28 protein-coding genes are annotated in these 23,960 nt (G+C 54.5%); 21 read left to right on the forward strand and 7 right to left on the reverse strand.

The genetic code is table 11. The features are described from left to right. Positions 1-17: 17 nt before the first annotated feature. The 3 genes from QN359_RS07575 to QN359_RS07585 are packed head-to-tail and all read right to left on the reverse strand — an operon-like array spanning position 18 to position 3,320. Positions 18-1,256, reverse strand: a complete 1,239-nt coding sequence (locus QN359_RS07575) for a cyclopropane-fatty-acyl-phospholipid synthase family protein (RefSeq protein WP_322250503.1) — start codon at positions 1,254-1,256, stop codon at positions 18-20. Beyond that, positions 1,253-2,032 carry a DUF1365 domain-containing protein gene (locus QN359_RS07580; protein WP_322250504.1) on the reverse strand — a complete coding sequence of 260 codons (780 nt, stop codon included), beginning with the start codon at positions 2,030-2,032 and terminating at the stop codon, positions 1,253-1,255. Before QN359_RS07580 ends, QN359_RS07575 begins: the two co-directional genes overlap by 4 nt. Position 2,033: 1 nt before the next feature. Further along, positions 2,034-3,320 (reverse strand): NAD(P)/FAD-dependent oxidoreductase, encoded by a 1,287-nt coding sequence (locus tag QN359_RS07585; RefSeq protein ID WP_322250505.1) that lies wholly within the window; start codon positions 3,318-3,320, stop codon positions 2,034-2,036. Positions 3,321-3,485: 165 nt separating this feature from the next. Here QN359_RS07585 and QN359_RS07590 point away from each other — a divergent pair, with 165 nt between their 5' ends. Continuing rightward, positions 3,486-4,130 (forward strand): helix-turn-helix domain-containing protein, encoded by a 645-nt coding sequence (locus tag QN359_RS07590; protein WP_322250506.1) that lies wholly within the window; start codon positions 3,486-3,488, stop codon positions 4,128-4,130. Here the strand turns inward: QN359_RS07590 and QN359_RS07595 are convergent, their stop codons facing one another. Continuing rightward, on the reverse strand, positions 4,131-4,688 hold the full coding sequence (locus QN359_RS07595) for a glutathione peroxidase (RefSeq protein ID WP_322250507.1): 558 nt from the start codon (positions 4,686-4,688) through the stop codon (positions 4,131-4,133). It lies immediately after the preceding gene. Positions 4,689-5,355: 667 nt separating this feature from the next. Here QN359_RS07595 and QN359_RS07600 point away from each other — a divergent pair. The 6 genes from QN359_RS07600 to QN359_RS07625 all read left to right on the forward strand — a co-directional run bounded on the left by QN359_RS07600 (position 5,356) and on the right by QN359_RS07625 (position 10,877). Beyond that, positions 5,356-6,360: a sulfate ABC transporter substrate-binding protein gene (locus QN359_RS07600; RefSeq protein WP_322250508.1), complete on the forward strand. Its 1,005-nt coding sequence runs from the start codon at positions 5,356-5,358 to the stop codon at positions 6,358-6,360. Positions 6,361-6,390: 30 nt separating this feature from the next. After that, the gene (ssuE, locus tag QN359_RS07605) at positions 6,391-6,969 is read left to right on the forward strand and encodes an NADPH-dependent FMN reductase (protein WP_322250509.1); all 579 of its coding nucleotides are present in this window, start codon (positions 6,391-6,393) and stop codon (positions 6,967-6,969) included. Positions 6,970-6,995: 26 nt separating this feature from the next. Continuing rightward, on the forward strand, positions 6,996-7,979 hold the full coding sequence (locus QN359_RS07610) for a sulfonate ABC transporter substrate-binding protein (RefSeq protein WP_416200219.1): 984 nt from the start codon (positions 6,996-6,998) through the stop codon (positions 7,977-7,979). A gap of 31 nt (positions 7,980-8,010) precedes the next feature. After that, positions 8,011-9,150, forward strand: coding sequence for an FMNH2-dependent alkanesulfonate monooxygenase (gene ssuD / locus QN359_RS07615; protein ID WP_322251060.1), 1,140 nt, complete (start codon positions 8,011-8,013; stop codon positions 9,148-9,150). Positions 9,151-9,256: 106 nt separating this feature from the next. Then, entirely contained in the window at positions 9,257-10,051 is a 795-nt protein-coding gene (ssuC, locus tag QN359_RS07620) for an aliphatic sulfonate ABC transporter permease SsuC (protein WP_322251061.1), read from the forward strand. After that, positions 10,044-10,877 (forward strand): ATP-binding cassette domain-containing protein, encoded by an 834-nt coding sequence (locus QN359_RS07625; RefSeq protein ID WP_416200220.1) that lies wholly within the window; start codon positions 10,044-10,046, stop codon positions 10,875-10,877. Before ssuC ends, QN359_RS07625 begins: the two co-directional genes overlap by 8 nt. Here the strand turns inward: QN359_RS07625 and QN359_RS07630 are convergent. Then, positions 10,868-11,086 (reverse strand): hypothetical protein, encoded by a 219-nt coding sequence (locus QN359_RS07630; protein ID WP_322250511.1) that lies wholly within the window; start codon positions 11,084-11,086, stop codon positions 10,868-10,870. The genes QN359_RS07625 and QN359_RS07630 overlap by 10 nt on opposite strands. Between QN359_RS07630 and QN359_RS07635 the strand changes: the two genes are divergently transcribed. The 7 genes from QN359_RS07635 to QN359_RS07665 all read left to right on the forward strand — a co-directional run bounded on the left by QN359_RS07635 (position 11,081) and on the right by QN359_RS07665 (position 16,691). Beyond that, a complete protein-coding gene (locus QN359_RS07635; RefSeq protein WP_322250512.1) occupies positions 11,081-11,323 on the forward strand; it encodes a hypothetical protein in 243 nt (80 codons plus the stop codon). The genes QN359_RS07630 and QN359_RS07635 overlap by 6 nt on opposite strands. Before the next feature lie 84 nt (positions 11,324-11,407). After that, entirely contained in the window at positions 11,408-12,274 is an 867-nt protein-coding gene (gene cysT / locus QN359_RS07640) for a sulfate ABC transporter permease subunit CysT (protein WP_322250513.1), read from the forward strand. Then, the gene (gene cysW, locus QN359_RS07645; RefSeq protein WP_322250514.1) at positions 12,271-13,152 is read left to right on the forward strand and encodes a sulfate ABC transporter permease subunit CysW; all 882 of its coding nucleotides are present in this window, start codon (positions 12,271-12,273) and stop codon (positions 13,150-13,152) included. Before cysT ends, cysW begins: the two co-directional genes overlap by 4 nt. 12 nt (positions 13,153-13,164) lie before the next feature. Further along, complete coding sequence (locus QN359_RS07650) at positions 13,165-14,232, forward strand: sulfate ABC transporter ATP-binding protein (protein ID WP_322250515.1); 1,068 nt, start codon at positions 13,165-13,167, stop codon at positions 14,230-14,232. A gap of 39 nt (positions 14,233-14,271) precedes the next feature. Beyond that, positions 14,272-15,207, forward strand: coding sequence for a CysB family HTH-type transcriptional regulator (locus tag QN359_RS07655; RefSeq protein ID WP_322250516.1), 936 nt, complete (start codon positions 14,272-14,274; stop codon positions 15,205-15,207). A gap of 88 nt (positions 15,208-15,295) precedes the next feature. Continuing rightward, the gene (locus tag QN359_RS07660) at positions 15,296-16,141 is read left to right on the forward strand and encodes a ferritin-like domain-containing protein (RefSeq protein ID WP_322250517.1); all 846 of its coding nucleotides are present in this window, start codon (positions 15,296-15,298) and stop codon (positions 16,139-16,141) included. 58 nt (positions 16,142-16,199) lie between these two features. Next, positions 16,200-16,691 carry an adenylyltransferase/cytidyltransferase family protein gene (locus tag QN359_RS07665; RefSeq protein ID WP_322250518.1) on the forward strand — a complete coding sequence of 164 codons (492 nt, stop codon included), beginning with the start codon at positions 16,200-16,202 and terminating at the stop codon, positions 16,689-16,691. Positions 16,692-16,725: 34 nt separating this feature from the next. On the opposite strand, the gene trmL is transcribed toward QN359_RS07665, so the two are convergent. Continuing rightward, positions 16,726-17,196 carry a tRNA (uridine(34)/cytosine(34)/5-carboxymethylaminomethyluridine(34)-2'-O)-methyltransferase TrmL gene (gene trmL / locus QN359_RS07670; protein ID WP_322250519.1) on the reverse strand — a complete coding sequence of 157 codons (471 nt, stop codon included), beginning with the start codon at positions 17,194-17,196 and terminating at the stop codon, positions 16,726-16,728. Between the two features lie 266 nt (positions 17,197-17,462). Between trmL and QN359_RS07675 the strand changes: the two genes are divergently transcribed. The 3 genes from QN359_RS07675 (at position 17,463) to QN359_RS07685 (ending at position 18,358) form a co-directional block, all read left to right on the forward strand. Next, a complete protein-coding gene (locus QN359_RS07675) occupies positions 17,463-17,753 on the forward strand; it encodes a hypothetical protein (protein WP_322250520.1) in 291 nt (96 codons plus the stop codon). Positions 17,754-17,823: 70 nt separating this feature from the next. Continuing rightward, complete coding sequence (locus QN359_RS07680) at positions 17,824-18,090, forward strand: type II toxin-antitoxin system RelB/DinJ family antitoxin (RefSeq protein WP_322250521.1); 267 nt, start codon at positions 17,824-17,826, stop codon at positions 18,088-18,090. Next, the gene (locus QN359_RS07685; RefSeq protein WP_322250522.1) at positions 18,077-18,358 is read left to right on the forward strand and encodes a type II toxin-antitoxin system YafQ family toxin; all 282 of its coding nucleotides are present in this window, start codon (positions 18,077-18,079) and stop codon (positions 18,356-18,358) included. Before QN359_RS07680 ends, QN359_RS07685 begins: the two co-directional genes overlap by 14 nt. A gap of 661 nt (positions 18,359-19,019) precedes the next feature. On the opposite strand, the gene QN359_RS07690 is transcribed toward QN359_RS07685, so the two are convergent. After that, entirely contained in the window at positions 19,020-19,799 is a 780-nt protein-coding gene (locus QN359_RS07690; RefSeq protein WP_322250523.1) for a ComF family protein, read from the reverse strand. Between the two features lie 77 nt (positions 19,800-19,876). On the opposite strand from QN359_RS07690, the gene QN359_RS07695 reads away from it, so the two are divergent. From QN359_RS07695 to QN359_RS07710, 4 genes are all read left to right on the forward strand, one after another. Continuing rightward, positions 19,877-20,785: a methyltransferase domain-containing protein gene (locus tag QN359_RS07695; RefSeq protein ID WP_322250524.1), complete on the forward strand. Its 909-nt coding sequence runs from the start codon at positions 19,877-19,879 to the stop codon at positions 20,783-20,785. A 223-nt stretch (positions 20,786-21,008) separates the two neighbouring features. Next, positions 21,009-22,181 carry a cytochrome c oxidase subunit II gene (coxB, locus tag QN359_RS07700; protein WP_322250525.1) on the forward strand — a complete coding sequence of 391 codons (1,173 nt, stop codon included), beginning with the start codon at positions 21,009-21,011 and terminating at the stop codon, positions 22,179-22,181. A gap of 23 nt (positions 22,182-22,204) precedes the next feature. Continuing rightward, positions 22,205-23,812 (forward strand): cytochrome c oxidase subunit I, encoded by a 1,608-nt coding sequence (ctaD, locus tag QN359_RS07705; protein WP_322250526.1) that lies wholly within the window; start codon positions 22,205-22,207, stop codon positions 23,810-23,812. A 40-nt stretch (positions 23,813-23,852) separates the two neighbouring features. Further along, positions 23,853-23,960 carry a cytochrome oxidase small assembly protein gene (locus QN359_RS07710; RefSeq protein ID WP_322250527.1) on the forward strand — a complete coding sequence of 36 codons (108 nt, stop codon included), beginning with the start codon at positions 23,853-23,855 and terminating at the stop codon, positions 23,958-23,960.

Here is a 23,960-nt window from a genome sequence, read left to right on the forward strand (position 1 = left end):
GCCGGCGCGCGCGCTGGTCATTTTTTTTGCAAAGTGAATTGCGCCACATTGATGTCGCCGGTACGGAAACCAGCTTCACAATAGGCCAGATAAAATTCCCAGGTGCGGACGAAATTATCATCGAAACCTTGGGCTCGGACCTCGACCCCACGCTGCATGAAAGTCTGCCGCCACTCGGCCAGCGTGCGGGCGTAGTCGAGGCCGAAAGTAAAGGTATCTTGCACCACAAAGCCATACTGCGCCGCTAAAGCATGAAATTTTTCTATCGATGGCAGCATCCCGCCCGGGAAAATATATTGCTGTATGAAATCGGTACCGACGCGATAGCGCTCGAATAATTCATCGGCAATCACGATACTTTGTATGCACGCACGGCCGCCGCTTTTTAAATTTCTTTGCAGGCATTCGAAATACCCAGGCCAGTATTGTTCGCCGACCGCTTCAAACATTTCTATCGAAGCGATGGCATCGTAACTGCCATGGGTATCGCGATAATCCTGGATATGCAAAGCGCTTTGTTCATGCAAACCAGCCGTTTCCAAGCGCGCGCGCGCGAAATGTAATTGTTCCTCTGAGAGCGTGAGACCGGTCACATGGGCGGCACCGGCGCGCACTGCCATTTCAGCGAAACCACCCCAGCCGCAACCGATTTCGAGTACCTGTGCTTGCGGCGGTAATGCCAATTGCTGCAAAATTCGGCGGTACTTCATCAACTGCCCTTCATGCAGATCAGCGACTTGGTCACCGGCGAACAAGGCACTCGAATACGTCATCGAAGGGTCGAGCCAAAGGCGATAGAAATCATTGCCGATGTCGTAGTGGGCGTGGATATTTTTCTTGCTGCCGCTGCGGGAATTGCGGTTGAGGAAATGCTTTACACGGTACAGCAGATTACCCCACCAGGTACCGTAAATCAGCGCTTCGAGTTCAGCGCGGTTGCGACTGACGAGTTCGATCAGCCCAGCTAAATGGTTGCTGCTCCAGTGCCCGGCAATATAGCTTTCGGCGAAACCAATATCGCCCGATTTCAAGGTGGCGCGGCACAACTGCCAGTTTTGTAAATTCAGCGAGATGTGGCCGAGTCCTTCTGTGTTGCTGCCAAAATCGGCCCGTTGGCCATCTGGAAAAACCACGTGCAACACACCATGCTTTAACTTGGCGAGCAGCGTGAGCATGAAGCGTGCTTCGGTCGGGAAGTGCCGGGTATCGAGAGCGGCGGCGCTATGGCGGGCGGGAGTGAGGGTTTGTGTGTTCATCGGCTTAAGTCTTTGGCAGGTGGAACAGGTTTCGAAAAAAATGGTACGCGCTTGAGCCACAGGCGCAGGGCTTGAACATGGATGCGCACCATTACCCCTATGGTCATCAGTGGGTAGCGCCACAATACTTTGAGTACGGTACGATCATCGAGCATGCTTTCTTTGCCCGACAAAGCGGTCAGCAACAGCGGACCGGCACCATCATCGTAATCGATGCGAGCGAGGTGCGAAACGCCATCGCCTGGCGTGCTCAAAAAACGGAAACGGTAATGACCGCTGACATCGCAAAATGGTGATACATGAAAGATTTTCTGCGCCTGTAATTCTTCGCCATTGGCTAAAGTTTTTCCATGCTCAAGCAAATACAAATGCTTCTCGCCGAAGGTATTGCGTACTTCGCATACCACGGCACGCAAGCTGCCATCAGCACGCTGACAAAACCAGAAGGCAACCGGATTGAATACATAGCCAAGCACACGCGGAAAACATTGCAACCAAATTTCGCCATCGACATCGTGGATGCCATGTTGCTGCAACAAGCCGCGTATCCACGGCAGCGCCGCTTGCTGGCCATCGCCATGGTCGCGCTCATGAAACGCCAGTAAGTTGAAGCGATTGAAGGAAAAAAAACGACTGCCACTGCGTTGATCTGCGCTCAGCGCCACCAAAGGCAGGCGCATGAAAAACACGCGATAGCGAAAGCGATGCGCGCGCGGGCGCAAGCGAAAATGCATCACTTCACCCAAACACAGCAGTGGACGCGGCGACGTGAACATCTCAGGCCGCCCGTTGCGCGTGCGCAGTGGCCGCAGCGGCAAGGATCAGTTCAGCCGCGCGCAAGCCCGACTTCAAACCATCTTCATGGAAGCCATAACCGGTCCAGGCACCGGCAAACCAAATTTGCCGTTGCCCTTGAATTTGCTTGAGCCTTTGTTGTGCCGTAATGGCCCCCGCATCAAACACCGGATGGGCGTAGTCGAAGCTGCTGATGACCGTCGCCGCGTCCGGTTCATCAAGCGGATTCAAGCTCAGTATCAGCGGCGTGGAAAATGGTACCGGTTGCAAAGCATTGATGAGGTAATGCACACACACGCGCGCTTCTGCCCCGCTTTCGCTTTGGTAATTCCACGCCGACCAGGCCTGCTTGTTGGCTGGCAGGCAGCGCGCATCGGTATGCAATACCGCGCGGTTATGCTGATACTTGAGCGCGCTCAAAATCTCGCGTTCCAAGGCGCTGGCGTCGCTCAACATAGCCAGGCTTTGGTCGCTGTGGCTGGCCATGATGGCGTGGTCAAATTCTTCCAAGCCGCGTGCCGAATGCAGCACAACTTTTTTCCGGCTGTTGGTATACACTGCTTTGACCGGGCATTCCAGATAGGTATGCTGTATGTGCGGCAGCATTTTTTCCACATATTGCTTCGCCCCGCCAGCGACGGTATGCCATTGTGGCCGGTCGCTGATTTGCAGCAGACCATGATTGGCACAGAAATTGGCAAAGGAAGCGATAGGAAAACTCAACATGGTCGCGGTCGGACAAGACCAAATACACGCCGCCATCGGCAGCAGATACCAACTGCGGAACTCGGCGCTGTAGCCACCGGCATCGAGAAATTCACCCAAAGAAGTTTGGAATTCTTGCTGCCGCTGTCGCCCTGCCAAGGCACTGACTTGCTTATTGAAGCGCAAAATATCGCGCAGCATGCGCCAAAAACCGGGCCGCAGCAGATTGCGCTTTTGTGCGAACACCGTTGCCAAGCTGGCACCGGCCCATTCGAGCTGGCTGCTCCCATAGGGTAGTTTGACTGAAAACGACATCTCGGTTGCCGCGGTGGGAACCTGCAATTCCTCAAACAGGCGCACCAAATGCGGGTAAGTATGGTGATTGAATACCAGAAACCCGGTATCGACACCATGGCGTTGGCCATCGAGTGCTACCTCGACCGTATGGGTATGACCGCCAAAGTAGTCATTGGCTTCAAACAGGCTCACCTGGTGTCCGGCTTTCGATAATTCGTAAGCGCTGGAGAGGCCGGCAATACCGGAACCGATTACTGCAATTTTCATTATGGGAGCTCGCAAGGTGAGTTCTCTGTCGTTCAAGATCATTTCAGCTGAATAAAGGAAACGGATTTCGTGGCGGTCTGCTAAAATATGACCACTCATTCCATTTTATGACTCATCAGTCACAAAATATACTACAAAGTTCTATTTTGTGCAGGAAAAATTACCATGCAGATAAAAATACCATTCAAAAAGCAGCAGTTTGATGCGCGCGAAGAGGCCATCATTGATGCAGTCAATCGACTGTTATCAGAAAAAGGCTATGATTTGATGACCATGGATGAAGTGGCCGATGCGGTCGGCATCGCCAAAGGCAGTTTGTACAAACATTTTTCTTCGAAAGAAAAATTGGCCGCTGCGGCACTGACACGTCTGCTCAAAGCGACGCTGAGCGAACTCGACAGCCTGCCGGCGAGTCTGCCGGCGATCGCGCAGATCCGGCATATTCTGGCCTGGTCTTTGCGTTTGCGTTTGCAGGGCGGGGTACCGCATTTGCCCTCGACCAGCTTGGCACTGCAACGCAGCCTCATGCTCAATCTCGACTATGTTCTGGTGGCGCTGCGCGTGAACAAGCGTTTTTATGCCTTGGTGGCAGCGGCCCGCGCGCAGGGTGCGCTGACTCCGCTGGTGCCGGACGATGTGCTGGTCTACACGCTGTACTCGCGCGCCTGTGATCCGACCATGGAATTTCTGTTGCGTGACAAACGCTACACCCACGAACAAATTGTCGAAGCCATGGTGCACGCCACCATAGGCGGTTTTCTCTCAACAGAAGCGCGCGCCAGCGACGCGGCGATTCTGTCGGCCGCTTGATTACTCGGCCAAGGCCTTTTCGACATCGGCCACGAATTTCTTATCATCCGGCGTCGTCACGCTGGAATAAGCCGCCACCACATGACCCTTGCGGTCGATCAGATACTTGTAAAAATTCCATTTCGGCGTGGTTCCGGTTGCCTTGATCAATTCTGCATGCAGCGGGTTGACGGCATCGCCGCGTACCGAGGATTTCGCAAACATCGGGAATTTCACGCCATAGGTATTGAAGCAGAAATCGGCGATTTCCTTGCTGCTGCCTGGTTCTTGTTTGCCGAAATCATTCGAGGGAAAGCCCAGCACGACCAAACCTTTGGCGGCATATTTGGCCGACATTTTTTCCAAGCCCTCATATTGGCCGGTGAAACCGCAGTAACTGGCGGTATTGACCACTAAAGCCACTTTGCCTTGATACTGGCACAAATTTTGGGGCGCATCGTCTTGCAAGCGCTTGAAGGTGTGCTGCAAAATAGCTGGGCAACTGGCTTCGGCCAGTGCGGCACTAGACACGCCGGATAATAGCGCTAAAGCAATAATCGAACGAGAGAGAGATGACATGAAAGGCTCCTGGCAGGTGAGATGCCATGTTAGCGCAGTCGGCCAAAGTTTGCTCGCTGCGTCTGGCAAACGCTTAGCGCTGCCTTTGAGTTTTTTTTGATCAAAAATCTGACAGACATGTCATTTCCCCGTGCTCTCGCCTCGTCATTCCTGCGTCGGCAGGAATCGAGTGGCACGTCAGTGCCTTCAGGGCGGGAGGGTCGATCAAGGGCACTTTTTTTTCTGTGAAATGAACACGTCCTGCTGCGCCTGAGCAGCACAGATATAAAAGGCGCGTACGCGCCACTGGATTGCCGCTTGCGCGGCAATGACGAATTGGGCGGCTGGGTGGGCGCGTAATCGACTTGGCCTGCTCTCGCCTCGTCTTTCCTGCGTAGGCAGGAATCCAGTGGCACGTTAGTGCCTTCAGGTTGGGAGGGTCGATCAAGGGCACTTTTTTTCTGTGAAATACTAAAATTGTCGAATTTTTTCACCGATCGACGCGCAAAACTATGCGCGCTAAACACAGGCAAACAAGCCCTGTGGTAGTCGGTGCGACTTCTTGGTCATGGTGTATAAAACGGGTCTTTATATGAAAAAAGCATAAAGTTCTCTGAAAAACTTCGTTTTAAAATATAAAGCCACGATTTACTCTGTAAGCCTTGATTCCTTCATTGACAGGCTTACGATGACCACCCAACACCGTCTCTTCCTTGCTGCCCTTACTTTACTCGGTGCGGTCACCGCGCAGGCTGCTGATATTTCTTTGCTCAACGTTTCCTACGATCCGACGCGCGAACTCTACCTCGACGTCAATCAAGCTTTCGCCAAACAATGGCAAGCGAAAACCGGCGACAAAGTCAGTATCAAACAGTCGCACGGCGGTTCCGGTAAGCAGGCGCGCTCGGTGATCGATGGTCTCGATGCCGATGTGGTCACCTTGGCCCTGGCTTACGATATCGATGCCGTGGCGGAACGCGGCTTGCTCGATAAAAAATGGCAAACGCGCTTGCCAAATAATGCTTCACCATATACCTCGACCATCGTGTTCTTGGTTCGTAAAGGCAATCCGAAAGGCATCAAAGATTGGGCAGATTTGGTCAAGCCCGGCGTTTCTGTCATCACGTCTAACCCTAAGACTTCGGGTGGCGCACGTTGGTCTTATCTGGCGGCTTGGGGCTATGCCTTGAAAGCACCGGGCGGCACACCAGCTACAGCACGCGATTATGTACAAAAACTGTTTAAAAACGTTCCGGTACTCGATTCCGGTGCCCGTGGTGCCACCGTGACGTTCACTGAGCGCGGTATTGGCGATGTCTTGCTGTCATGGGAAAACGAAGCCCATCTCGGCCTCAAGGAATTCGGTGCGGATAAATTTGAAATCGTCACGCCTTCCATCAGTGTATTGGCCGAACCACCAGTGGCCGTGGTCGATAAAGTGGTCGACAAACATGGTACTCGTAAAGTCGCAGAAGCGTATTTGAACTACCTCTACAGCGACGAAGCCCAAGACATTATCGGTAAAAATTTCTATCGTCCTGCCACCGAACGTGCAGCGAAAAAATTTGCCGGCAACTTCCCGAAAATTCAATTGTTTAATGTTGCCGATACCTTCGGCGGCTGGACCAAAGCACAGAAAGATCATTTTTCTGATGGCGGCGTTTTTGATCAAATTTATTTGACCAAGAAATAAATCACCCGGTTATACGAAGAAAGTCAGCATATGTCCATCTTATTACTCTCAGGAAGTCCGGCTGCGGTATCGCGTTCTCACCGCTTGTTACAGCATATCGGCGACAAGTTGCAATTACTCGGTCAGCAATGCGTGAGCTTGCAAGTGCGAGACTTGCCGGCGCAAGCCTTGTTGCATGCGGATTTCAGCAATCTCGAATTGTTAGCGGCGCAACGCCTGCTGGCGCAAGCTGAGGCGATCGTCATCGCCACGCATATTTATAAAGCGTCCTTCAGCGGCTTGCTCAAAACTTTTCTCGATCTGCTGCCGCAGGATGGTTTGGACGGTAAGCTGATTCTGCCTATCGCTACTGGTGGTAGTCAGTCGCATATGTTGGCGCTCGATTACGGCTTGCGACCGGTGTTGGCTACGCTCGCGGCACGCCAAGTTTTGCCGGCGATTTATGCCACCGATGCGGAAGTGGTGTGGAGCGACGAGCACGGCTTGCAATTGGCACAGACGATTGCCGAACGAGTGCAGAAAGGGGTGGTCCAGTTGTTGCAAAATTTGCCATCCAGCGCCACCAACAGCCACGCCAGTGACTATCCGGCCTTAGTCACTTACGCCTGATGCTTCGAAATAAACCATTATCAAGGATGAACATGTCTGCCCCATCAAATAAACCAGCTCGTCGTACTGTCTTGGCGGCTGGTTTGGCCGGCCTCTTGCTGAGCCTGTCCGTGAGTGCGCCGGTGGCGGCGCAAAACAGCGCCAACAAGGGCGTGCTGCGTATCGGCTTCCAGAAATACGGCACTTTAACCATACTCAAAGCCGCCGGCAGTCTCGATCAACGTCTGGCTGCCTCCGGTGTGACCGTGCAGTGGACCGAGTTTCCAGCCGGTCCACAATTACTCGAAGGTCTCAATGTCGGCAGTGTCGACTTCGGCACCACCGGTGAAGCGCCACCAATTTTTGCCCAAGCCGCCGGTGCTGACTTACTGTATGTCAGCCATGAACCAGCCGCACCCGGTGGTGAAGCGATCGTCGTACCGAAAAATTCTCAGCTCAAATCGCTAGCCGATTTGCGCGGCAAAAAAATTGCCCTCAACAAGGGCTCCAACGTCCATTACCTGTTGGTGAAATTATTAGAAAAAGCTGGCATTCCATATCGCGATGTCGAACTGATCTTTCTGCCGCCGGCCGACGCGCGCGCCGCCTTTGAGCGTGGCAGTGTCGATGCTTGGGTGATCTGGGATCCGTTTTTGGCCGCCGCCGAAAAACAACTGGGCGCGCGCATTCTGGCCGACGGCAAAGGTGTGGTCAGCAACCATCAGTTTTATCTGGCCGCGCGCAGCTATGCGCAAAAACACCCTGATGTGTTGCGTATCGTTGAAGAAGAATTGGCCAAAATTGATCAGTGGGCGATCAAAAATCCCCAGCAAGTATCGACCTTGTTGGCAGGCCAAGTTGGTCTCGACACTAGTATTGTGGCCTTGTCGAATTCCCGCTTCGCCTTCGGCGCCACACCACTGTCGGAAGCGGTGATTAACGAGCAGCAGAAAATCGCCGATACCTTCGCTGAATTGAAATTGATCCCGAAGCCGATCAATATTCGTAGCATCGTTTTGTTGCAAAAATAAGAATTGCCTTACCGGAGCACCTCGCATGAGTCTGAATATCTTTTGGTTTATCCCCACCCACGGTGACAGCCGTTATCTCGGCACCAGCCATGGCGCGCGCGAAATCAACTACGATTATTTACGTCAGATCGCCGTCGCGGCCGACACCCAAGGATTTGATGGCGTGTTACTGCCAACCGGACGTTCCTGCGAAGACGCTTGGGTGGTGGCTTCGAGTTTGATGTCGGCCACCACGCGCCTGAAATTTTTGGTAGCGATCCGTCCCGGACTGTCCAGCCCAGGGCTGGCGGTACGCATGGCAGCCACCTTCGATCGCCTCTCGAAAGGGCGCTTGTTAGTCAACATCGTCACCGGTGGTGATCAGGGTGAACTGGAAGCCGATGGGGTCCATGCCGACCATACCGAACGCTATGAAATCACCGATGAATTTCTGCGCATCTGGCGCGCTTCGCTGGCCGGTGAAGGCGGCGCAGCCGGGTTCGATTTCGCAGGCAAGCACTTGCAAGTCAAAGCTGCCAAAACCCTGTATCCACCCGTGCAGAAACCTTACCCGCCGCTGTATTTCGGTGGCTCTTCCGAGCCGGCGCATGAATTGGCGGCCGAACAAGTCGATGTCTACCTGACTTGGGGCGAACCACCGGCAGCGGTCGCAGCCAAGATCGCCGATATGCGTGCCCGTGCAGCCCGTCATGGCCGCACGCTACGCTTTGGCATACGCTTACATGTGATCGTACGTGAAACCAATGCCGAAGCCTGGGCTGCGGCGGAAGACTTGATTCGCTTTGTCGATGATGAAGTGATCGCGCGCGCCCAGCAAGCCTTCGCCAAAATGGATTCGGTCGGCCAGCAGCGCATGACTGCGCTGCATGGTGGCAAACGCGACAAACTCGAAGTGTCGCCGAATTTGTGGGCCGGCGTCGGCTTGGTGCGGGGCGGTGCAGGCACGGCCTTGGTCGGCGATCCGGAAACCGTGGCGGCGCGTATCAAAGAATATGCTGCGCTGGGCATCGATCATTTCATTTTTTCCGGTTACCCGCATTTGGAAGAAGCCTATCGCTTTTCCGAATTGGTGTTTCCACTTATCGGCAAAGCGACGCCGCGTGTCACCAGCAGCCGGACCGGGCCGTTCGGCGAAATTGTCGCCAACAGCATCGCACCGGCCGCGGTGTGAGTTTTTTTACCAGGAGCAGCGCATGATTCCCTTTGTTTCCGAACCCGAGCAATTTGCCGCCACCGGAGCGGGCCCTTTGACACAGCCAGCTTGGTGGCTACAGCGTATGCGTCAGTTTTTTGCAGCGCTGCTGCGTGGCCGCGCGGCCGGCTGGGTATTGCCAGTATTGGCGCTTCTGAGTTGGCAAATAGCGGCGCAATCGGGTTGGCTGTCGAGTCGCATCTTGCCGGAACCATGGGCGGTAGCGCAGGCATGTTGGGCCCTGCTTTTATCGGGGGAAATGTATTTACACGTCAAAACCAGCCTGGGCCGCGCGCTGGCCGGCTTGGCGGTCGGCGGTGGCAGCGGCTTGTTGCTCGGTTTGTTGACTGGCAGTTGGCGCAACGCCGAAGTGCTGCTCGATACCAGCTTGCAAATGCTGCGTAATATTCCGGCGCTGGCCTTGCTGCCGTTGGTCATTCTATGGTTCGGCATCGATGAAAGTGCCAAATTGTTTCTGGTATCGGTAGGCTTGTTTTTTCCGGTTTATCTCAATACCTTTCATGGCATTCGCACCGTCGACCGCGATTTGATCGAAATGGCGCGCAGTTACGGTTTATCGGGTTGGCAGTTGTACCGCAGCGTGATTTTGCCCGGTGCTTTACCCTCGATCTTGGTCGGGGTGCGCTTCGCGCTCGGTTTGGTGTGGGTCTTGTTGATCGTGGCCGAAACCATTTCGGCACGCGCCGGTATCGGCTACATGACCATGAATGCACGCGAGTTTTTACAAACCGATATCGTCATGGTTGGCATTTTGCTCTATGCCTTGCTGGGAAAATTAGCCGACCTTGTCGCACGCGCACTCGAACAGCATTTTTTGCGCTGGCATCCGGCGTACCAAAGAAAGGCCAAGCATGACTGATTATACTGGCGCAGTGTCGCCACAAGCGCGCCGCATCGCCGCGCTCAGAGATGAACTCGATGAGGGTGCCGATGCCAGCGTCAGGGCGGCACCTGGCATGCGCATCAATACGCGCGCGCTGCAAAAATCTTATCGCGCCCGCAAAGTCTTGAAAAGCCTCGATCTGCATATCAATCCGGGCGAATTTGTCGCCGTGGTGGGTCGCAGTGGTTGTGGTAAAAGCACCTTGCTGCGCTTGCTGGCCGGTTTGGAAAAAGCCGACAGCGGCCAGTTGAGCCTGACTGCCAGCGGTGCGGCCACCACGCGCGTGATGTTTCAAGATGCGCGTTTGCTGCCATGGAAAACCGTACAAGAAAATGTCTTGCTCGGCCTCGCTGCCGAGCAGCCGGATCGTGCTGCCCAAAGTATTCTCGCCACCGTCGGGCTGGCTGAACATGCCAACGATTGGCCGGCCACGCTCTCGGGTGGTCAGCGGCAACGGGTGGCGCTGGCGCGCGCGCTCATGCACCAACCGTCCCTGCTCTTGCTGGATGAGCCGCTGGGTGCACTCGATGCCTTGACCCGCATTGAAATGCAAGGCTTGATCGAACAACTGTGGCAACAGCATCAATGGACTGCGGTCTTGGTCACGCATGACGTGCAGGAAGCGATCATGCTGGCCGACCGCGTCATCTTGATCGAAGATGGCCGCGTCGCGCTGGATTTACGCATCGACCTGGCACGCCCACGGCGGCGCACCGACGTCGGCTTTGGCGCACTCGAAGAACAGGTCCTGTCACGGGTGCTGCAAACGGGGCAACAAACTGGACAAGCACGCTATGCCTGAGCATTCGACGCTGAACCAATATTTACGGCGCTTGCAAAAATACCGCGACGCCGACGCGCCTGTCTATCGACGAGCAAGGCCGGGCGCGTGGTCGCTTCTTCAATGCCAGCCTGTCGAGCGCTTTTCAAGCGATACGCAGCGCCGCCGGAGACATCGTCGCGCATCAAGCCTATGCGCGCAGTTATGATCCGGGCGACCAAGGCTTGCATGTCTGGAAATTACTCGAATATGTCGCCGACGATGCCGAATCAGTAGAACTCGATCGGCTTTGCCGGGTACTGCACACGGTGAATTTCTACAGCCAAGCCGGCAGCGCCGGGCATGATCTGTACTTAAGCGTGCATAACCGTTTGCTGGCGGCGGTACAAGGCTTTCACTTCGATGTGCCGGCGGCGGTACTGGCAGAGGCTGTGCCGAGCGCAGTTCTATATGCCGATACGATCTAAGGACATAATTAAAAATTCGTTTTTCATATATACGAAAACTGGCATGATCTGGCTTCTGTGGTTACACCAATCAACAAGGCTAGCATGGCATTGAGCTTCTTTTCCTCGCATCGTCCGGGTAGTACCCGGCGCGTGCTGCCCGGATTTCATCTGGCGCTCGGGTTTACGCTGTTTTATCTCGGACTGATCGTGCTCATTCCGCTGTCAGCGGTATTTTTAAAAACCTTCACCATGAGCTGGCCAGCCTTTTGGGATACCGTCAGCTCCGAGCGTGTGGTGGCTTCGTACCGCCTCAGTTTCGGCGCTTCGTTGCTGGCCGCGTTCATCAACGTGATCTTCGGTGGGATTGTGGCTTGGGTTTTGGTGCGCTATGAATTCCCCGGCAAACGTTTCATCGATGCCTTAGTCGACCTACCGTTCGCTTTACCGACGGCGGTGGCCGGCATTACTTTGGCGACACTGTATGCACCCAATGGCTGGTTAGGGAAGTTGCTCGCGCCATTGGGGATCAAGGTCGCGTTCACGCCGCTCGGTGTGGTAGTGGCCTTGATCTTCATCGGCTTACCCTTCGTGGTACGCACCGTGCAACCGGTGCTGGAAGAAGCAGAAAAGGAACTCGAAGAAGCGGCGCTCAGCCTCGGTGCCAGCCATGCGCAAACCTTTTTGCGCGTGACTCTGCCGACCATTGCGCCAGCCTTGCTGACCGGTTTTGCCTTGGCCTTTGCGCGTGCCACTGGCGAATACGGATCGGTCATCTTCATTGCCGGCAATATGCCGATGATTTCAGAAATTACCCCTTTATTCATGATCACCAAACTCGAACAATATGATTACGCCGGTGCTACCGCGATTGCCGTGGTTATGCTGCTGCTGTCGTTTGCGTTGCTATTGTCGATCAACGGCTTGCAAGCTTGGATGCGTAGTCGTCAGAACAGTGGGAGAGCGGAATGAGCGCCACAACGATACCGACCAACGCCCCTCAGCAGGGCTACCAAGCGGCTAACCCGGCCACGCTGGCACCGGCCTGGGTAAGGTTTTGCCTGATCAGCATCGCCTTGGCTTTCTTGACCTTGTTTTTATTGGTCCCGCTGGCAGCGGTGTTCGCCGAAGCCTTGAAAAAAGGTTGGCAAGTCTATCTCGCGGCGATTGTTGAAGACGACGCGCTGTCAGCGATACGCCTGACCCTGATTGCCGCCGGCATCGCGGTACCACTGAATTTGGTGTTTGGGGTAGCCGCAGCTTGGACCATCGCCAAATTTGAATTTCGTGGCAAGAGTGTCTTGCTGACCCTGATTGATTTGCCGTTTTCGGTCTCGCCGGTGATTTCCGGACTCATTTATGTGCTGCTGTTCGGTGCACAAGGTTGGTTCGGCGATTGGTTGCGTGCGCATGACATCAAGATTCTGTTCGCTGTGCCTGGCATCGTGTTGGCCACTATCTTCGTCACCTTCCCGTTTGTAGCGCGCGAACTGATCCCGCTGATGCAATCGCAGGGTAGCGAAGAAGAGGAAGCCGCCTTGGTACTCGGTGCCTCCGGCTGGCAAACCTTCCGCCGCGTCACCCTGCCAAATATCAAATGGGGCTTGTTATACGGCGTGATTTTATGTAATGCCCGGGCGATGGGTGAATTCGGTGCGGTCTCGGTGGTCTCGGGTCATATCCGTGGTGAAACCAATACCATGCCTTTGCAAGTCGAAATTTTGTATAACGAATACAACTTTGTCGCCGCCTTTGCCGTCGCTTCCCTACTGAGTTTGCTGGCGCTGTTGACGCTGGCACTGAAAACCCTGGTCGAATGGCGCAGCCATACCGCCGTGAACAAGAATTAACCGGAGTCGGACATGAGTATCGCAGTTGAACAATTACATAAACGCTTCGGTCAGTTCACCGCCCTTGATCAGGTTTCCTTAGCCTTTAATGATGGTGAGCTGACCGCCTTGCTCGGACCTTCCGGCTGCGGCAAGACTACTTTGTTACGCATCATCGCCGGATTGGAATTTGCCGACAGCGGCCGCGTACTGCTCGATGGCCAAGATGCCTCGGCTCAGCATGTGCGCGAACGTCAGGTTGGCTTCGTGTTTCAGCATTATGCGCTGTTCAAGCACATGACGATTTTTGAAAACATCGCCTTTGGCTTGCGCGTCAAGCCGCGTCATTTGCGTCCTAACGAAAGCCAGATCAAAGAAAAAGTAGGCCAATTGTTGGAGTTGGTACAGCTTGATTGGTTAGCCGATCGTTATCCGCCGCAATTATCTGGTGGTCAACGTCAGCGCATCGCCTTGGCGCGCGCTCTGGCGGTCGAGCCGCGCGTCTTGCTGCTCGATGAACCGTTCGGCGCGCTTGATGCCAAAGTCCGTAAAGAATTGCGCCGCTGGTTGCGTCGTTTGCATGATGAATTACATGTCACCAGCATCTTCGTTACCCATGATCAGGAAGAAGCCTTGGAAGTCGCCGATCGCATCGTTGTCATGAACCACGGGAAAGTCGAGCAGTGCGGTACCCCGGCCGACGTGTATCAACACCCGGCCACGCCATTTGTGTATGAATTTCTCGGTCATGTGAATTTGTTCAAAGGGCGCGTACATGAAGGGGTACTCGATTCCGATGGCGTTGCCTTTGCCACACCGGCCCATGCCGAAACCCGTGATGCCTTCGGTACCGCTTATGTGCGTCCGCATGAATTCGAGATTGAACGCTATACGTCGGGCGGCGGTGGCATGCCGGCGCAATTACGGCGCGTGCACAGCATCGGCCCGTTGGCGCAACTCGAACTGGTGCGCGACGATAATGGCGATGTCATCGATGCCATGATTTCGAGTGAACGCTATGCTCAGCTCCAACTCAAGGTCGGGGAAACCTTGCTGGTCACGCCTAAGCGTTTGCATGTCTTTGTCGACGCCGCAGAATAATCTCGCGTAGCGAACTTATGCACTTACCGAAAGAGCATCATGAATTTTCAGCAATTACGTTCTATCCGCGAAGCTTCGCGCTGCGGCTTTAACCTCACCGAGGTTGCCAATGTTTTATTTACTTCGCAACCGGGCGTGAGCCGCCAGATTCGTGAACTCGAAGAAGAGCTCGGCGTCGATATTTTTGAACGCAATGGCAAACGCCTGACTGGCCTGACTGCGCCGGGAAGAGGCATCTTGCCTATCGTCGAAAGACTATTGCTGGAAGCGGAAAATCTGCAACAAGCCGGCAATGAATATGCCGATCAAAGCAAGGGTACGCTGACCATCGCCACCACCCATACGCAGGCGCGTTATGTGCTGCCCAAAGTAGTGCAACAGTTTCGCCAAGCCTTCCCCGATGTACGCATCGCCTTACAACAGAGTTCGCCTGATCACATCGCCGAATGGGTGATGTCGGGTAAGGCTGACATCGGCATCGCCACCGAAGGTTTGTCACAGTTTAAAGAATTGGTCTCATTCGCTTGCTACCAATGGCAGCATGTCATCGTCGTGCCGGACGGCCATCCTTTGCTCAATAAAGCCGAGTTAAGCTTGGCCGATTTGTCGAATTACCCGCTCATCACCTATGACGTCGGCTTCACCGGTCGCGGCCATATCGATGCCGCCTTCCGCCGGGAAGACTTACGCACCGACATCGTCCTCACCGCCATGGATTCGGATGTGATTCAACAATACGTCAACCTCGGCCTTGGTGTGGGGATTGTTGCATCAATGGCAATCGAGCCATCGCGCATGCAAGGGCTGCGCACGATTGCGGCCGACCACCTGTTTGCCCCGAACGTAACGCGCTTGGCCGTGCGGCGCGGTGCTTACCTGCGCAGTTACACTTATGACTTCATACGCCAATTTGCCCCAGCTTTGAGTCTGCAAGAAATTGATCAAGCTCTCAAAGAAGGCATCACATCGGAGTAAATTTTCGGCCTCGTGTGACCCCCACGGCTCTCTGTTAGAATGGCAGCGTTTCACGTTCGTCATAGCTTTTTTCTCGCAGAGGTCGATCATGCTCTATCCTGAATTATTCAAATCATTGGAACAAGTACGCTGGAATATGGAGACTGATATTCCTTGGGATCAGTACGATGCCAGCCTCCTGACGGCAGAGCAGGCGCAGACCATCAAGATGAATGCGATCACAGAATGGTCGGCCTTGCCGGCGACCGAAATGTTTTTGCGTGACAATCGCGATGACGCTGATTTTTCTGCCTTCATGTCGATTTGGTTTTTTGAAGAGCAAAAACACGCCTTGGTGTTGATGGAGTATCTGCGGCGCTTCCACCCTGAATTAGTGCCGACTCAGGCCGAACTCGACAAAGTACGTTTCGAATTCGACCCGGCACCGCAGCTGGAAACCCTGATGCTGCATTTTTGCGGCGAAATACGCCTCAACCACTGGTATCGTCGCGCTTCCGAATGGCATACCGAACCGGTCATCAAGCATATCTATAAAATCATCAGCCAAGATGAAGCACGCCATGGCGGTGCCTATTTGCGCTATATGAAAAAAGCCTTGCATGAAACCGGTGATGTCGCCCGTTCCGCCTTCGCCAAAATCGGTGTGTTGATGGCCTCGGCCAGACGCACTGAAAAGCCGCTGCACCCGACCAATCTGCATGTCAATCAAGCTTTGTTCCCCAATGATACGGTGCAGAGTCGCTTGCCTGATCCTGATTGGCTGGAACGCTGGCTCGATGTGCAGATCAAATTCGACGGTATTTGGGAAAAGAAAGTGATCGACCGCATTCTGCACAATCTCTCCTTACTGTTTGAACGCAGTTTTGAGACGGTCCAGGATTTGAACCGCTACCGCAAAGAAGTGAATAAAAATCTGGCACCGGTGTTGCTGTAAGCGCGTGGGCAGCGGTGTACAATGCCGTCTTCCTATTTAACTCTCTGCACCGTCGCCCATGTCTGACTTCGAACAAAAAATCTGTCTCCGCAGCGAACTCGCTGCCCGTGTCGCGGCCCTGCCTAAGCCGGTAGTGTTGACCAATGGGGTGTTCGATATTTTGCACCGTGGTCACGTGACGTATTTGGCGCAGGCGCGTGCGCTCGGCGGCTCGCTGGTGGTGGCACTCAATACCGACGCTTCGGTGAAACGGCTGGGCAAGGGCGACGATCGCCCGGTCAATTTGTGCGCCGATCGCCTCGCCGTGATCGCCGCGCTCGGCGCGGTCAGTTTGGTGGTGGAGTTTGATGAAGATACTGCGCTCGAAGTCGTGCAGCAAGCGCGGCCGGACATCTACGTCAAGGGTGGCGACTACACGATGAGCGCGATTCCCGAAGGCCAGGCGGTGTTGGCCTATGGCGGGCGGGTACACGCGATTCCTTTCGAACATCAACGTTCGACTACCAGCCTGCTCAGTAAATTGCGCGCACCGCGCGCCGACAGCGCTTAAAGCCAGCGCTTAAAGCCAGCGCTTAAAGCCAGCCTTACGCGCCGCCGGCGAAGCCATGCTGGCGCCAAGCTTCATATACCACGATGGCGACGGTATTAGATAAATTCAAACTGCGATTATCTGGCCGCATCGGCAAACGGATACGTCGCGCCGGCGCGAAACTCTCGCGCACTTCCACCGCCAAGCCGCGCGTTTCAGCACCGAACACAAAATAATCACCGGCTTCGAAACGGGCTTCGGAAAAAATGCCGGAGCCGTGCGTGGTCAAGGCAAACATCCGGTCTGGTGGGGGCTGTTGTGTGGCGAGAAAATCTGCCCAATTTTTATGCACCTTCATGCTCGCATAATCATGGTAATCGAGACCGGCGCGCTTCATTTTGCTGTCGTCGAGCGGAAAGCCGAGCGGCTCGATCAAATGCAGTTGCACACCGCTGTTGGCGCACAGACGGATGATATTGCCGGTATTGGGCGGGATTTCGGGTTCGACGAGGACGACATGAAACACGGTGTTTCCTTAACAGAGAAGTGGCGCGCGTCGGCAGACTGCCAGAGACGCGCAATGCCAACATTGTAGCAGGCACTTAAACGAGCTTGGGAAGCGCGGATTTAATCGCAGTGGCAGCGGACAAACCGCTTGGATTAAATCTGCGCTTCCCTAGGCTCAATTAAGCGGAACAACTGGCCTGCGTCCTCCGGAGGCCAGCTTTAACAGTCATATCGCTCATTATTACCGTCTCGGCACTGGTCGTATTCAGCGCGCCACTCTGGCTGATGCCAACAGTCGTCGCGGCGATACTTGCCGATGCGGTGACATCGCTCATACAAAAAGTGGCACGGCCATTGCGTCAACAAAGCAAAGCGCTGCTCTACCTTCTGGACTTCACTTCCATTATCCTCAAAGGGCGCGAGTTTGATCGCTGGACGCTCTCCAATAAAACGCGAAATACACAGAGTGTCAAACTCCAGCTCCTGTACGCAGCACAAGCGCAGATACTGTTTTCGAATGGTAACGGTGAGGCTGCCAAGCTTACCGACCCGAAGGACTTCTTTCCAGCTCCTTGAGAATATCCCTTGAGTTGTAGTCACATTGTGACTACAATGGAGTCTCTGAAGCCATCAAGAGGAAGTCACCATGAGCACCGCCGATACCTATGTCCGCGCTCGCATCGATACAAGAACCAAGGAGCGTGCTGCGGACGCACTGGAAGCGATGGGACTATCCATCTCTGACGCTATCCGCCTGCTGATGCTGCGCATTGCAGATGAGCGCCGGATGCCGTTTGATGTGAAAGTACCCAACGCGACAACACGTAAGGCGATTGCTGAGCTGGAAGCCGGGAAGGGTAAGCGGTTTAGCAGCGTTGATGACTTGATGGCAGACTTACATGCGGACGATTGATCGTTCCTCATCCTTCAAGCGGGACTACAAGCGTGAGGCCAAGGGATTGCACCGGGCTACGCTTGATAACGATCTGAAGCCTGTTCTCGTGGCTCTGGCAACTGATCAGCCGCTCGATGTCAAATACCGTGATTATGATTTGAGTGGTGATTGGGCCGGTTATCGGGAATGTCACATCAAGCCGGACCTGTTGCTGATTTACCGAAAGTCGGATGCTGACACGCTTCGACTGGCACGGCTTGGCTCTCACAGCGAGCTTTTCGGTTAAGCCTGTTGCAACTTGTCGGGGTGAAACTTCAAGGTGCGCAAAAATGAGTCTGCCCACCATCAGAGAAAAACCGGCGCATGTGTCGCGGCGATTAGAAAAGATGCTCAAAAAAAACCTGACAACTTAATGGATCGTCGCTCACCGGCCGAAGAGGCTGTCGCAACAGCCTGGCGGACGCTGTTTACACCTGAAACACCGCATACCTCGTCAGTCCCGCATGCTTTTGGCTGGAACCCAGTATCGTTTTTAGCACTGAAAACAGCATGATTTCTGGTATTTTCAGTTAAGCACGAACGCCGCCAGGTTCCCGCGCAAAAGCGCGCTGATCATTACCCACAAGTTAGGTCGATTGCGCATCCACCCAGCCGCCCAATTCGTCATTGCCGCGCAGGCGGCAATCCAGTGGCGCGCACGCGCCTTTTATCTCTGTGCTGCTCAGGCGCAGCAGGACGTGTTGATTTAACAGAAAAAAGTGCCCTTGATCGACCCTCCCACCCTGAAGGCACTAACGTGCCACTGGATTCCTGCCTACGCAGGAATGACGAGGCGAGAGCATGGGGGGAATGACATGTCGGCCAGTTGGAGTAATGATACCGACTGAAAACCCTTTTGCGACAGCCTCTTGAGGCCGGGGTAATTGACGAGGTATTTTATTTCGCGCTCAAGCCAGCACGCCATGCTGCTGATCATCGGGTTTCGGCGTGCGCGCAAACACATAATTGCTGACGCTGGCCGCGCCATGTCGTTTCAGCAAGCGTGCGATGGTTTGCAAGGTCGCGCCGCTGGTCATCACATCATCGACCACGGCTAAGTGGGCACCGGCGATATGCGGCAACAGGGCCGGTGTGATCAGGAAGGCGTGGCGCAGATTTTTTTTGCGCTCGCTCAGCGTGAGCCGACTCTGTGGCTCGGTGTCGCGACAGCGCTGCAAGCCATCGATATACAGCGTGCTGTCGAGCGCGCGCGCCAGCGGGCGGGCAATTTCCAGTGCTTGATTGTAGCCGCGTTCGCACAAGCGTCGCCGGTGCAAGGGCACCGGCAGCAGCGCTGCGGGCTGCAGCAGCGGCACACTTGCGCCGTCTTCGCGGTCTGCCTGCCGTATCGCTTGATGCAGCAGGCGCGCCATCAGCGGTGCCAAGGCCAGGCGCTGGCCGAATTTAAGCGCCAACACCAATTGATCTTGCGGTGCCAGGTAATCGGTGACGACGATGCTGCGGTCGAACGCCGGTGGGGCGGCCAGACAGGCACCGCAGCGGCGGCTGGTTTCTTGCGGCAGCAGTGGGAGCGCACATTGGTGGCAACGATTTGTGCTCGTGCGCAGATAGCGCTGCTGGCAAGCTTGGCACAGCAGTGCGCTGTCAGCTGCATCACACAAGCTGCAGCGCGTTGGCAGCAAAAGTGGGACAGCCGTATCAATGAGGGTGACTAACAGTGGGTGCATGAAATAATACCAAGCGAAACACAAGCGTGTAAACTGGGCGCTACTTTGATCAATTATACCTGCCCGGTTTCTATTTTATGTTGAGTGCTCCGATCGACCTCGCCTTGGTGCGCCGTCTATTTTCCGATCCGCAAAAATTGCTGGAAGGCGATTTTTTAAACCGTGAAATCGCCTTGCGCATGCGCGAAAAACTTGAGCTCGTCAAAATCAGTCCGACGGCGCTGCTCGATGCCGGCTGCGGCACTGGTGCCGATTTGGCGGAATTACAGCGCGCTTATCCGCAGGCCCAAGTGATCGGTCTCGACGCCGCCGCTGCCATGCTCAGCCATGGCCGGCTACAACAACAAGCCGCCTTGTCGGCGGTCGGGCGTTTGCTGGCGAAATGGACACCGAGCAGTTTGCGCAGTGAGCGCGCCGCCATGCTGATGGCGGCCGATTTCGCCACCATGCCCATGGCAGCACAATCGCTGGACTTGATCTGGTCGAACCTGGCTTTGCATTGGCACCCGCAACCGAACTTGGTCATGGCCGAGTGGCGCCGCGTGTTGCGCACCGAAGGCTTGCTGATGTTTTCTTGCTTCGGCCCGGATACCTTGGTCGAATTGCGCAGCGCGTTTGCCGCCGTCGATGCGCATGTGCACACGCTGCCATTCGTCGATATGCACGATTATGGTGATATGCTGATCGACGCCGGTTTTTCGACGCCGGTGATGGATATGGAAAAAATCACCCTCACCTATCAAACGCCGCAACGCCTGTTGGCCGATGTGCGTGCGCTTGGCGGCAACCCTTTGCAAACACGTCAGCGTGGTTTAATGAGCAAGCGACAATACCGCGCCTTGCTCGATGTCTTGGAAATGCAACGCTCACCAGCAGGTCTGCTGGAACTCACGTATGAAGTCGTGTATGGTCATGCATTCCGGCCCGTGAGCCGCAAGACAAGTGCCGGTGAGGCTATAGTGCGCTTCGATCTGCCGAAAAAATAAGCTTGATCGCGCTGAAAGAAAATCGCGAAATTTGATTTTCAACGCAAGAAACTTTTGTTTCATTTGCGCCAGATCATTGCGCTGCATCGTGCATTCTGCTTGATATGCGTTCACTTTCCGCCTTATACTCAACGCGTTGTAGAAGTTGCCAGTTCGCACTTTGTCACAATCTTTCGCGTCCTGGTGCACATCTAAGAATTCTAATCGGGGTTTTGGGGAAAACATGAAACATGCACAGCGATTGAAATCGTTCATGCTCGCTGCCGCACTGTCGGCCGCCAGTTTGCCGTCTTGGGCGGTGGTAGACAGTCAGGGTGGGCCGGCGGTATTGGAAATGAATTTGCAAACACCGGTGACGCAAATTGCCGAACAAATTTATTCCATCCACAATCTGATGCTCATCATTTGTTTGGTGATCTTCGTCGCCGTGTTCGGTGTGATGTTTTATTCCATCCTCAAACACCGCAAATCGCTCGGACATAAAGCTGCGACCTTCCATGAAAGCACCACGGTCGAGATCCTCTGGACCATCGTGCCATTCATCATCGTCATCGGCATGGCCTTGCCAGCGACGCGTACCGTGGTCGCGATGAAGGATACCTCTAACGCCGACATCACTATCAAGGCCACTGGCATGCAGTGGAAATGGGGTTACGATTACCTCAAAGGCGAAGGCGAAGGGATTGCCTTCCTGTCCACGCTCTCTACCCCACGTACCCAGGTTGGTGCGCCGGGTGTGGCACCGACTGAGCCGCGCGGCGTCAATTACCTGCTCGAAGTCGACAATGAAGTAGTGGTGCCGGTGAATAAGAAGGTGCGCATTATTACCACGGCCAATGATGTCATCCACTCTTGGACCATTCCAGCCTTCGGCGTGAAACAAGATGCCATTCCCGGTTATGTGCGCGATACCTGGTTCAAAGCAGAGAAAATCGGCGTGTATCGCGGTCAATGCGTTGAGTTGTGCGGTAAAGAGCATGCTTTCATGCCTATCGTCGTCAATGTCGTTTCGCAAGCCGACTACACCAAATGGGTAGACCTCAAACATAAAGAAATGCTCGCTAAGGCCGACGACCCGAACAAGGTATGGACGGTCGACGAACTCAAACAACGCGGCGAAAAAGTGTATTCGGCTAATTGCGTGGTTTGTCATCAGGCCAGTGGTAAGGGTGTGCCGGGTGCCTTCCCTGCGCTGGATGGCTCTGCCGTGGTAGCCGGTGCCAAAGATGCGCAGATTCATTTGCTTCTGAACGGGAAAAACGCCATGCCAGCTTGGAAAGCGACTTTATCGGATACCGAAATTGCGGCAGTGATTACCTATACGCGTAACAACTGGTCGAACAAATCCGCCGAAAACATCGTACAGCCATCCGAAGTTTTGGCTGCACGTAAGTAATAACAGGAAGAACAGGAGAAAAGATGAGTACAACTACCGTCGATCACGCGCACGATCATGGCCACGCTGATGCCCATGACCATGCCCATGACCATCCGCACGGCTGGCGCCGCTGGTTATTCGCTACCAACCACAAAGATATCGGCTCGCTCTACCTGTGGTTCGCGTTCACCATGCTGCTCTCGGGCGGTGTGCTGGCACTGATCATCCGCGCCGAATTGTTTCAACCTGGTTTACAACTGGTACAGCCGGAATTTTTTAATCAACTGACTACCATGCATGGCCTCATCATGGTGTTCGGTGCCATCATGCCGGCCTTTGTCGGCTTCGCTAACTGGATGATTCCGCTGCAAATCGGCGCTTCCGATATGGCGTTTGCGCGGATGAATAACTTTTCATTCTGGCTCATGCCACCGGCCGCGATTCTGCTGGTCAGCTCATTTTGGGTGCCGGGCGGTGCCACTGCGGCCGGTTGGACGCTGTATGCACCATTGAGTACGCAAATGGGCCCAGGCATGGATATGGCGATTTTCGCCATCCATATCATGGGTGCCTCGTCGATCATGGGTTCGATCAATATCATCACCACCATCCTCAATATGCGCGCGCCTGGCATGACCTTGATGAAGATGCCGATGTTCTGTTGGACCTGGCTGATCACGGCCTATCTGCTCATCGCGGTGATGCCAGTGTTGGCCGGGGCGATCACGATGACCTTGACCGATCGTCACTTCGGCACTTCCTTCTTCAATGCCGCCGGTGGCGGTGATCCGGTGATGTACCAGCATATTTTCTGGTTCTTCGGGCATCCGGAAGTCTACATCATGATTTTGCCGGCTTTCGGCATCGTCTCGCAGATCGTGCCTGCCTTCGCGCGCAAGCCTTTGTTCGGTTACGCTTCCATGGTCTATGCTACGGCATCGATCGCGATTCTGTCCTTCATCGTCTGGGCCCATCACATGTTTACTACCGGCATGCCGGTAACGGCTCAGTTGTTCTTCATGTATGCGACTATGCTGATCTCGGTGCCGACCGGTGTGAAGGTATTCAACTGGGTTGCCACCATGTGGAAGGGCTCGATGACGTTTGAGACACCGATGCTGTTTGCCGTCGGTTTCATTTTCGTCTTCACCATGGGTGGTTTCACCGGCTTGATCTTGGCGGTCACGCCGATCGATATTCAATTGCAAGATACTTACTACGTGGTGGCCCATTTCCACTACGTGTTGGTAGCCGGTTCCCTGTTTGCCTTGTTCGCCGGGTACTACTACTGGGGGCCGAAATGGACTGGTTTCATGTACAACGAAGCGCGCGGGAAAATTCATTTCTGGGCTTCGCTGATATTCTTTAACGTCACCTTCTTCCCTATGCACTTCCTTGGGCTGGCCGGGATGCCGCGTCGTTATGCCGATTATCCGGCGCAGTTTACCGACTTTAACCAGATCGCCACCATCGGTGCTTTCGGTTTCGGTCTCACGCAAGTGTATTTCATCTTGGCGGTGGTGATTCCATCTATCCGCGGCGGCACACCGGCGCTGGCCAAGCCATGGGATGGGGCGGAAGGTTTGGAGTGGACTGTGCCGAGTCCGGCGCCGTTCCATACCTTTGAAGTACCACCGATCGTTAAATAAGAAAGAAGCGACGCAGCGTTTTGCGCTGCGTCACCTGCATATGAAAAACGAAAAAAAGCCGAATAATCTCAGAACTGCCTTGCTCCTGTTTTCAGTTGCCATCGTTTTTTTTATCGGTGTCATTCTGAAGCAGTCTGTGTTACGTTGA

The sequence above is a fragment of the Undibacterium sp. 5I2 genome (genome assembly GCF_035019605.1).
Taxonomy (GTDB): domain Bacteria; phylum Pseudomonadota; class Gammaproteobacteria; order Burkholderiales; family Burkholderiaceae_D; genus Undibacterium.

What these genes read in the sequence shown, in the direction of transcription:
- QN359_RS07575 (WP_322250503.1), bottom strand. Translation starts at nt 1,256, where the DNA reads ATGAACACACAAACCCTCACTCCCGCCCGCCATAGCGCCGCCGCTCTC.
- QN359_RS07580 (WP_322250504.1), bottom strand. Translation starts at nt 2,032, where the DNA reads ATGTTCACGTCGCCGCGTCCACTGCTGTGTTTGGGTGAAGTGATGCAT.
- QN359_RS07585 (WP_322250505.1), bottom strand. Translation starts at nt 3,320, where the DNA reads ATGAAAATTGCAGTAATCGGTTCCGGTATTGCCGGCCTCTCCAGCGCT.
- QN359_RS07590 (WP_322250506.1), top strand. Translation starts at nt 3,486, where the DNA reads ATGCAGATAAAAATACCATTCAAAAAGCAGCAGTTTGATGCGCGCGAA.
- QN359_RS07595 (WP_322250507.1), bottom strand. Translation starts at nt 4,688, where the DNA reads ATGTCATCTCTCTCTCGTTCGATTATTGCTTTAGCGCTATTATCCGGC.
- QN359_RS07600 (WP_322250508.1), top strand. Translation starts at nt 5,356, where the DNA reads ATGACCACCCAACACCGTCTCTTCCTTGCTGCCCTTACTTTACTCGGT.
- ssuE (WP_322250509.1), top strand. Translation starts at nt 6,391, where the DNA reads ATGTCCATCTTATTACTCTCAGGAAGTCCGGCTGCGGTATCGCGTTCT.
- QN359_RS07610 (WP_416200219.1), top strand. Translation starts at nt 6,996, where the DNA reads ATGAACATGTCTGCCCCATCAAATAAACCAGCTCGTCGTACTGTCTTG.
- ssuC (WP_322251061.1), top strand. Translation starts at nt 9,257, where the DNA reads ATGCGTCAGTTTTTTGCAGCGCTGCTGCGTGGCCGCGCGGCCGGCTGG.
- QN359_RS07625 (WP_416200220.1), top strand. Translation starts at nt 10,044, where the DNA reads ATGACTGATTATACTGGCGCAGTGTCGCCACAAGCGCGCCGCATCGCC.
- QN359_RS07630 (WP_322250511.1), bottom strand. Translation starts at nt 11,086, where the DNA reads ATGCAAGCCTTGGTCGCCCGGATCATAACTGCGCGCATAGGCTTGATG.
- cysT (WP_322250513.1), top strand. Translation starts at nt 11,408, where the DNA reads ATGGCATTGAGCTTCTTTTCCTCGCATCGTCCGGGTAGTACCCGGCGC.
- cysW (WP_322250514.1), top strand. Translation starts at nt 12,271, where the DNA reads ATGAGCGCCACAACGATACCGACCAACGCCCCTCAGCAGGGCTACCAA.
- QN359_RS07650 (WP_322250515.1), top strand. Translation starts at nt 13,165, where the DNA reads ATGAGTATCGCAGTTGAACAATTACATAAACGCTTCGGTCAGTTCACC.
- QN359_RS07655 (WP_322250516.1), top strand. Translation starts at nt 14,272, where the DNA reads ATGAATTTTCAGCAATTACGTTCTATCCGCGAAGCTTCGCGCTGCGGC.
- QN359_RS07660 (WP_322250517.1), top strand. Translation starts at nt 15,296, where the DNA reads ATGCTCTATCCTGAATTATTCAAATCATTGGAACAAGTACGCTGGAAT.
- QN359_RS07665 (WP_322250518.1), top strand. Translation starts at nt 16,200, where the DNA reads ATGTCTGACTTCGAACAAAAAATCTGTCTCCGCAGCGAACTCGCTGCC.
- QN359_RS07675 (WP_322250520.1), top strand. Translation starts at nt 17,463, where the DNA reads ATGCCAACAGTCGTCGCGGCGATACTTGCCGATGCGGTGACATCGCTC.
- QN359_RS07680 (WP_322250521.1), top strand. Translation starts at nt 17,824, where the DNA reads ATGAGCACCGCCGATACCTATGTCCGCGCTCGCATCGATACAAGAACC.
- QN359_RS07685 (WP_322250522.1), top strand. Translation starts at nt 18,077, where the DNA reads ATGCGGACGATTGATCGTTCCTCATCCTTCAAGCGGGACTACAAGCGT.
- QN359_RS07690 (WP_322250523.1), bottom strand. Translation starts at nt 19,799, where the DNA reads ATGCACCCACTGTTAGTCACCCTCATTGATACGGCTGTCCCACTTTTG.
- QN359_RS07695 (WP_322250524.1), top strand. Translation starts at nt 19,877, where the DNA reads ATGTTGAGTGCTCCGATCGACCTCGCCTTGGTGCGCCGTCTATTTTCC.
- coxB (WP_322250525.1), top strand. Translation starts at nt 21,009, where the DNA reads ATGAAACATGCACAGCGATTGAAATCGTTCATGCTCGCTGCCGCACTG.
- ctaD (WP_322250526.1), top strand. Translation starts at nt 22,205, where the DNA reads ATGAGTACAACTACCGTCGATCACGCGCACGATCATGGCCACGCTGAT.
- QN359_RS07710 (WP_322250527.1), top strand. Translation starts at nt 23,853, where the DNA reads ATGAAAAACGAAAAAAAGCCGAATAATCTCAGAACTGCCTTGCTCCTG.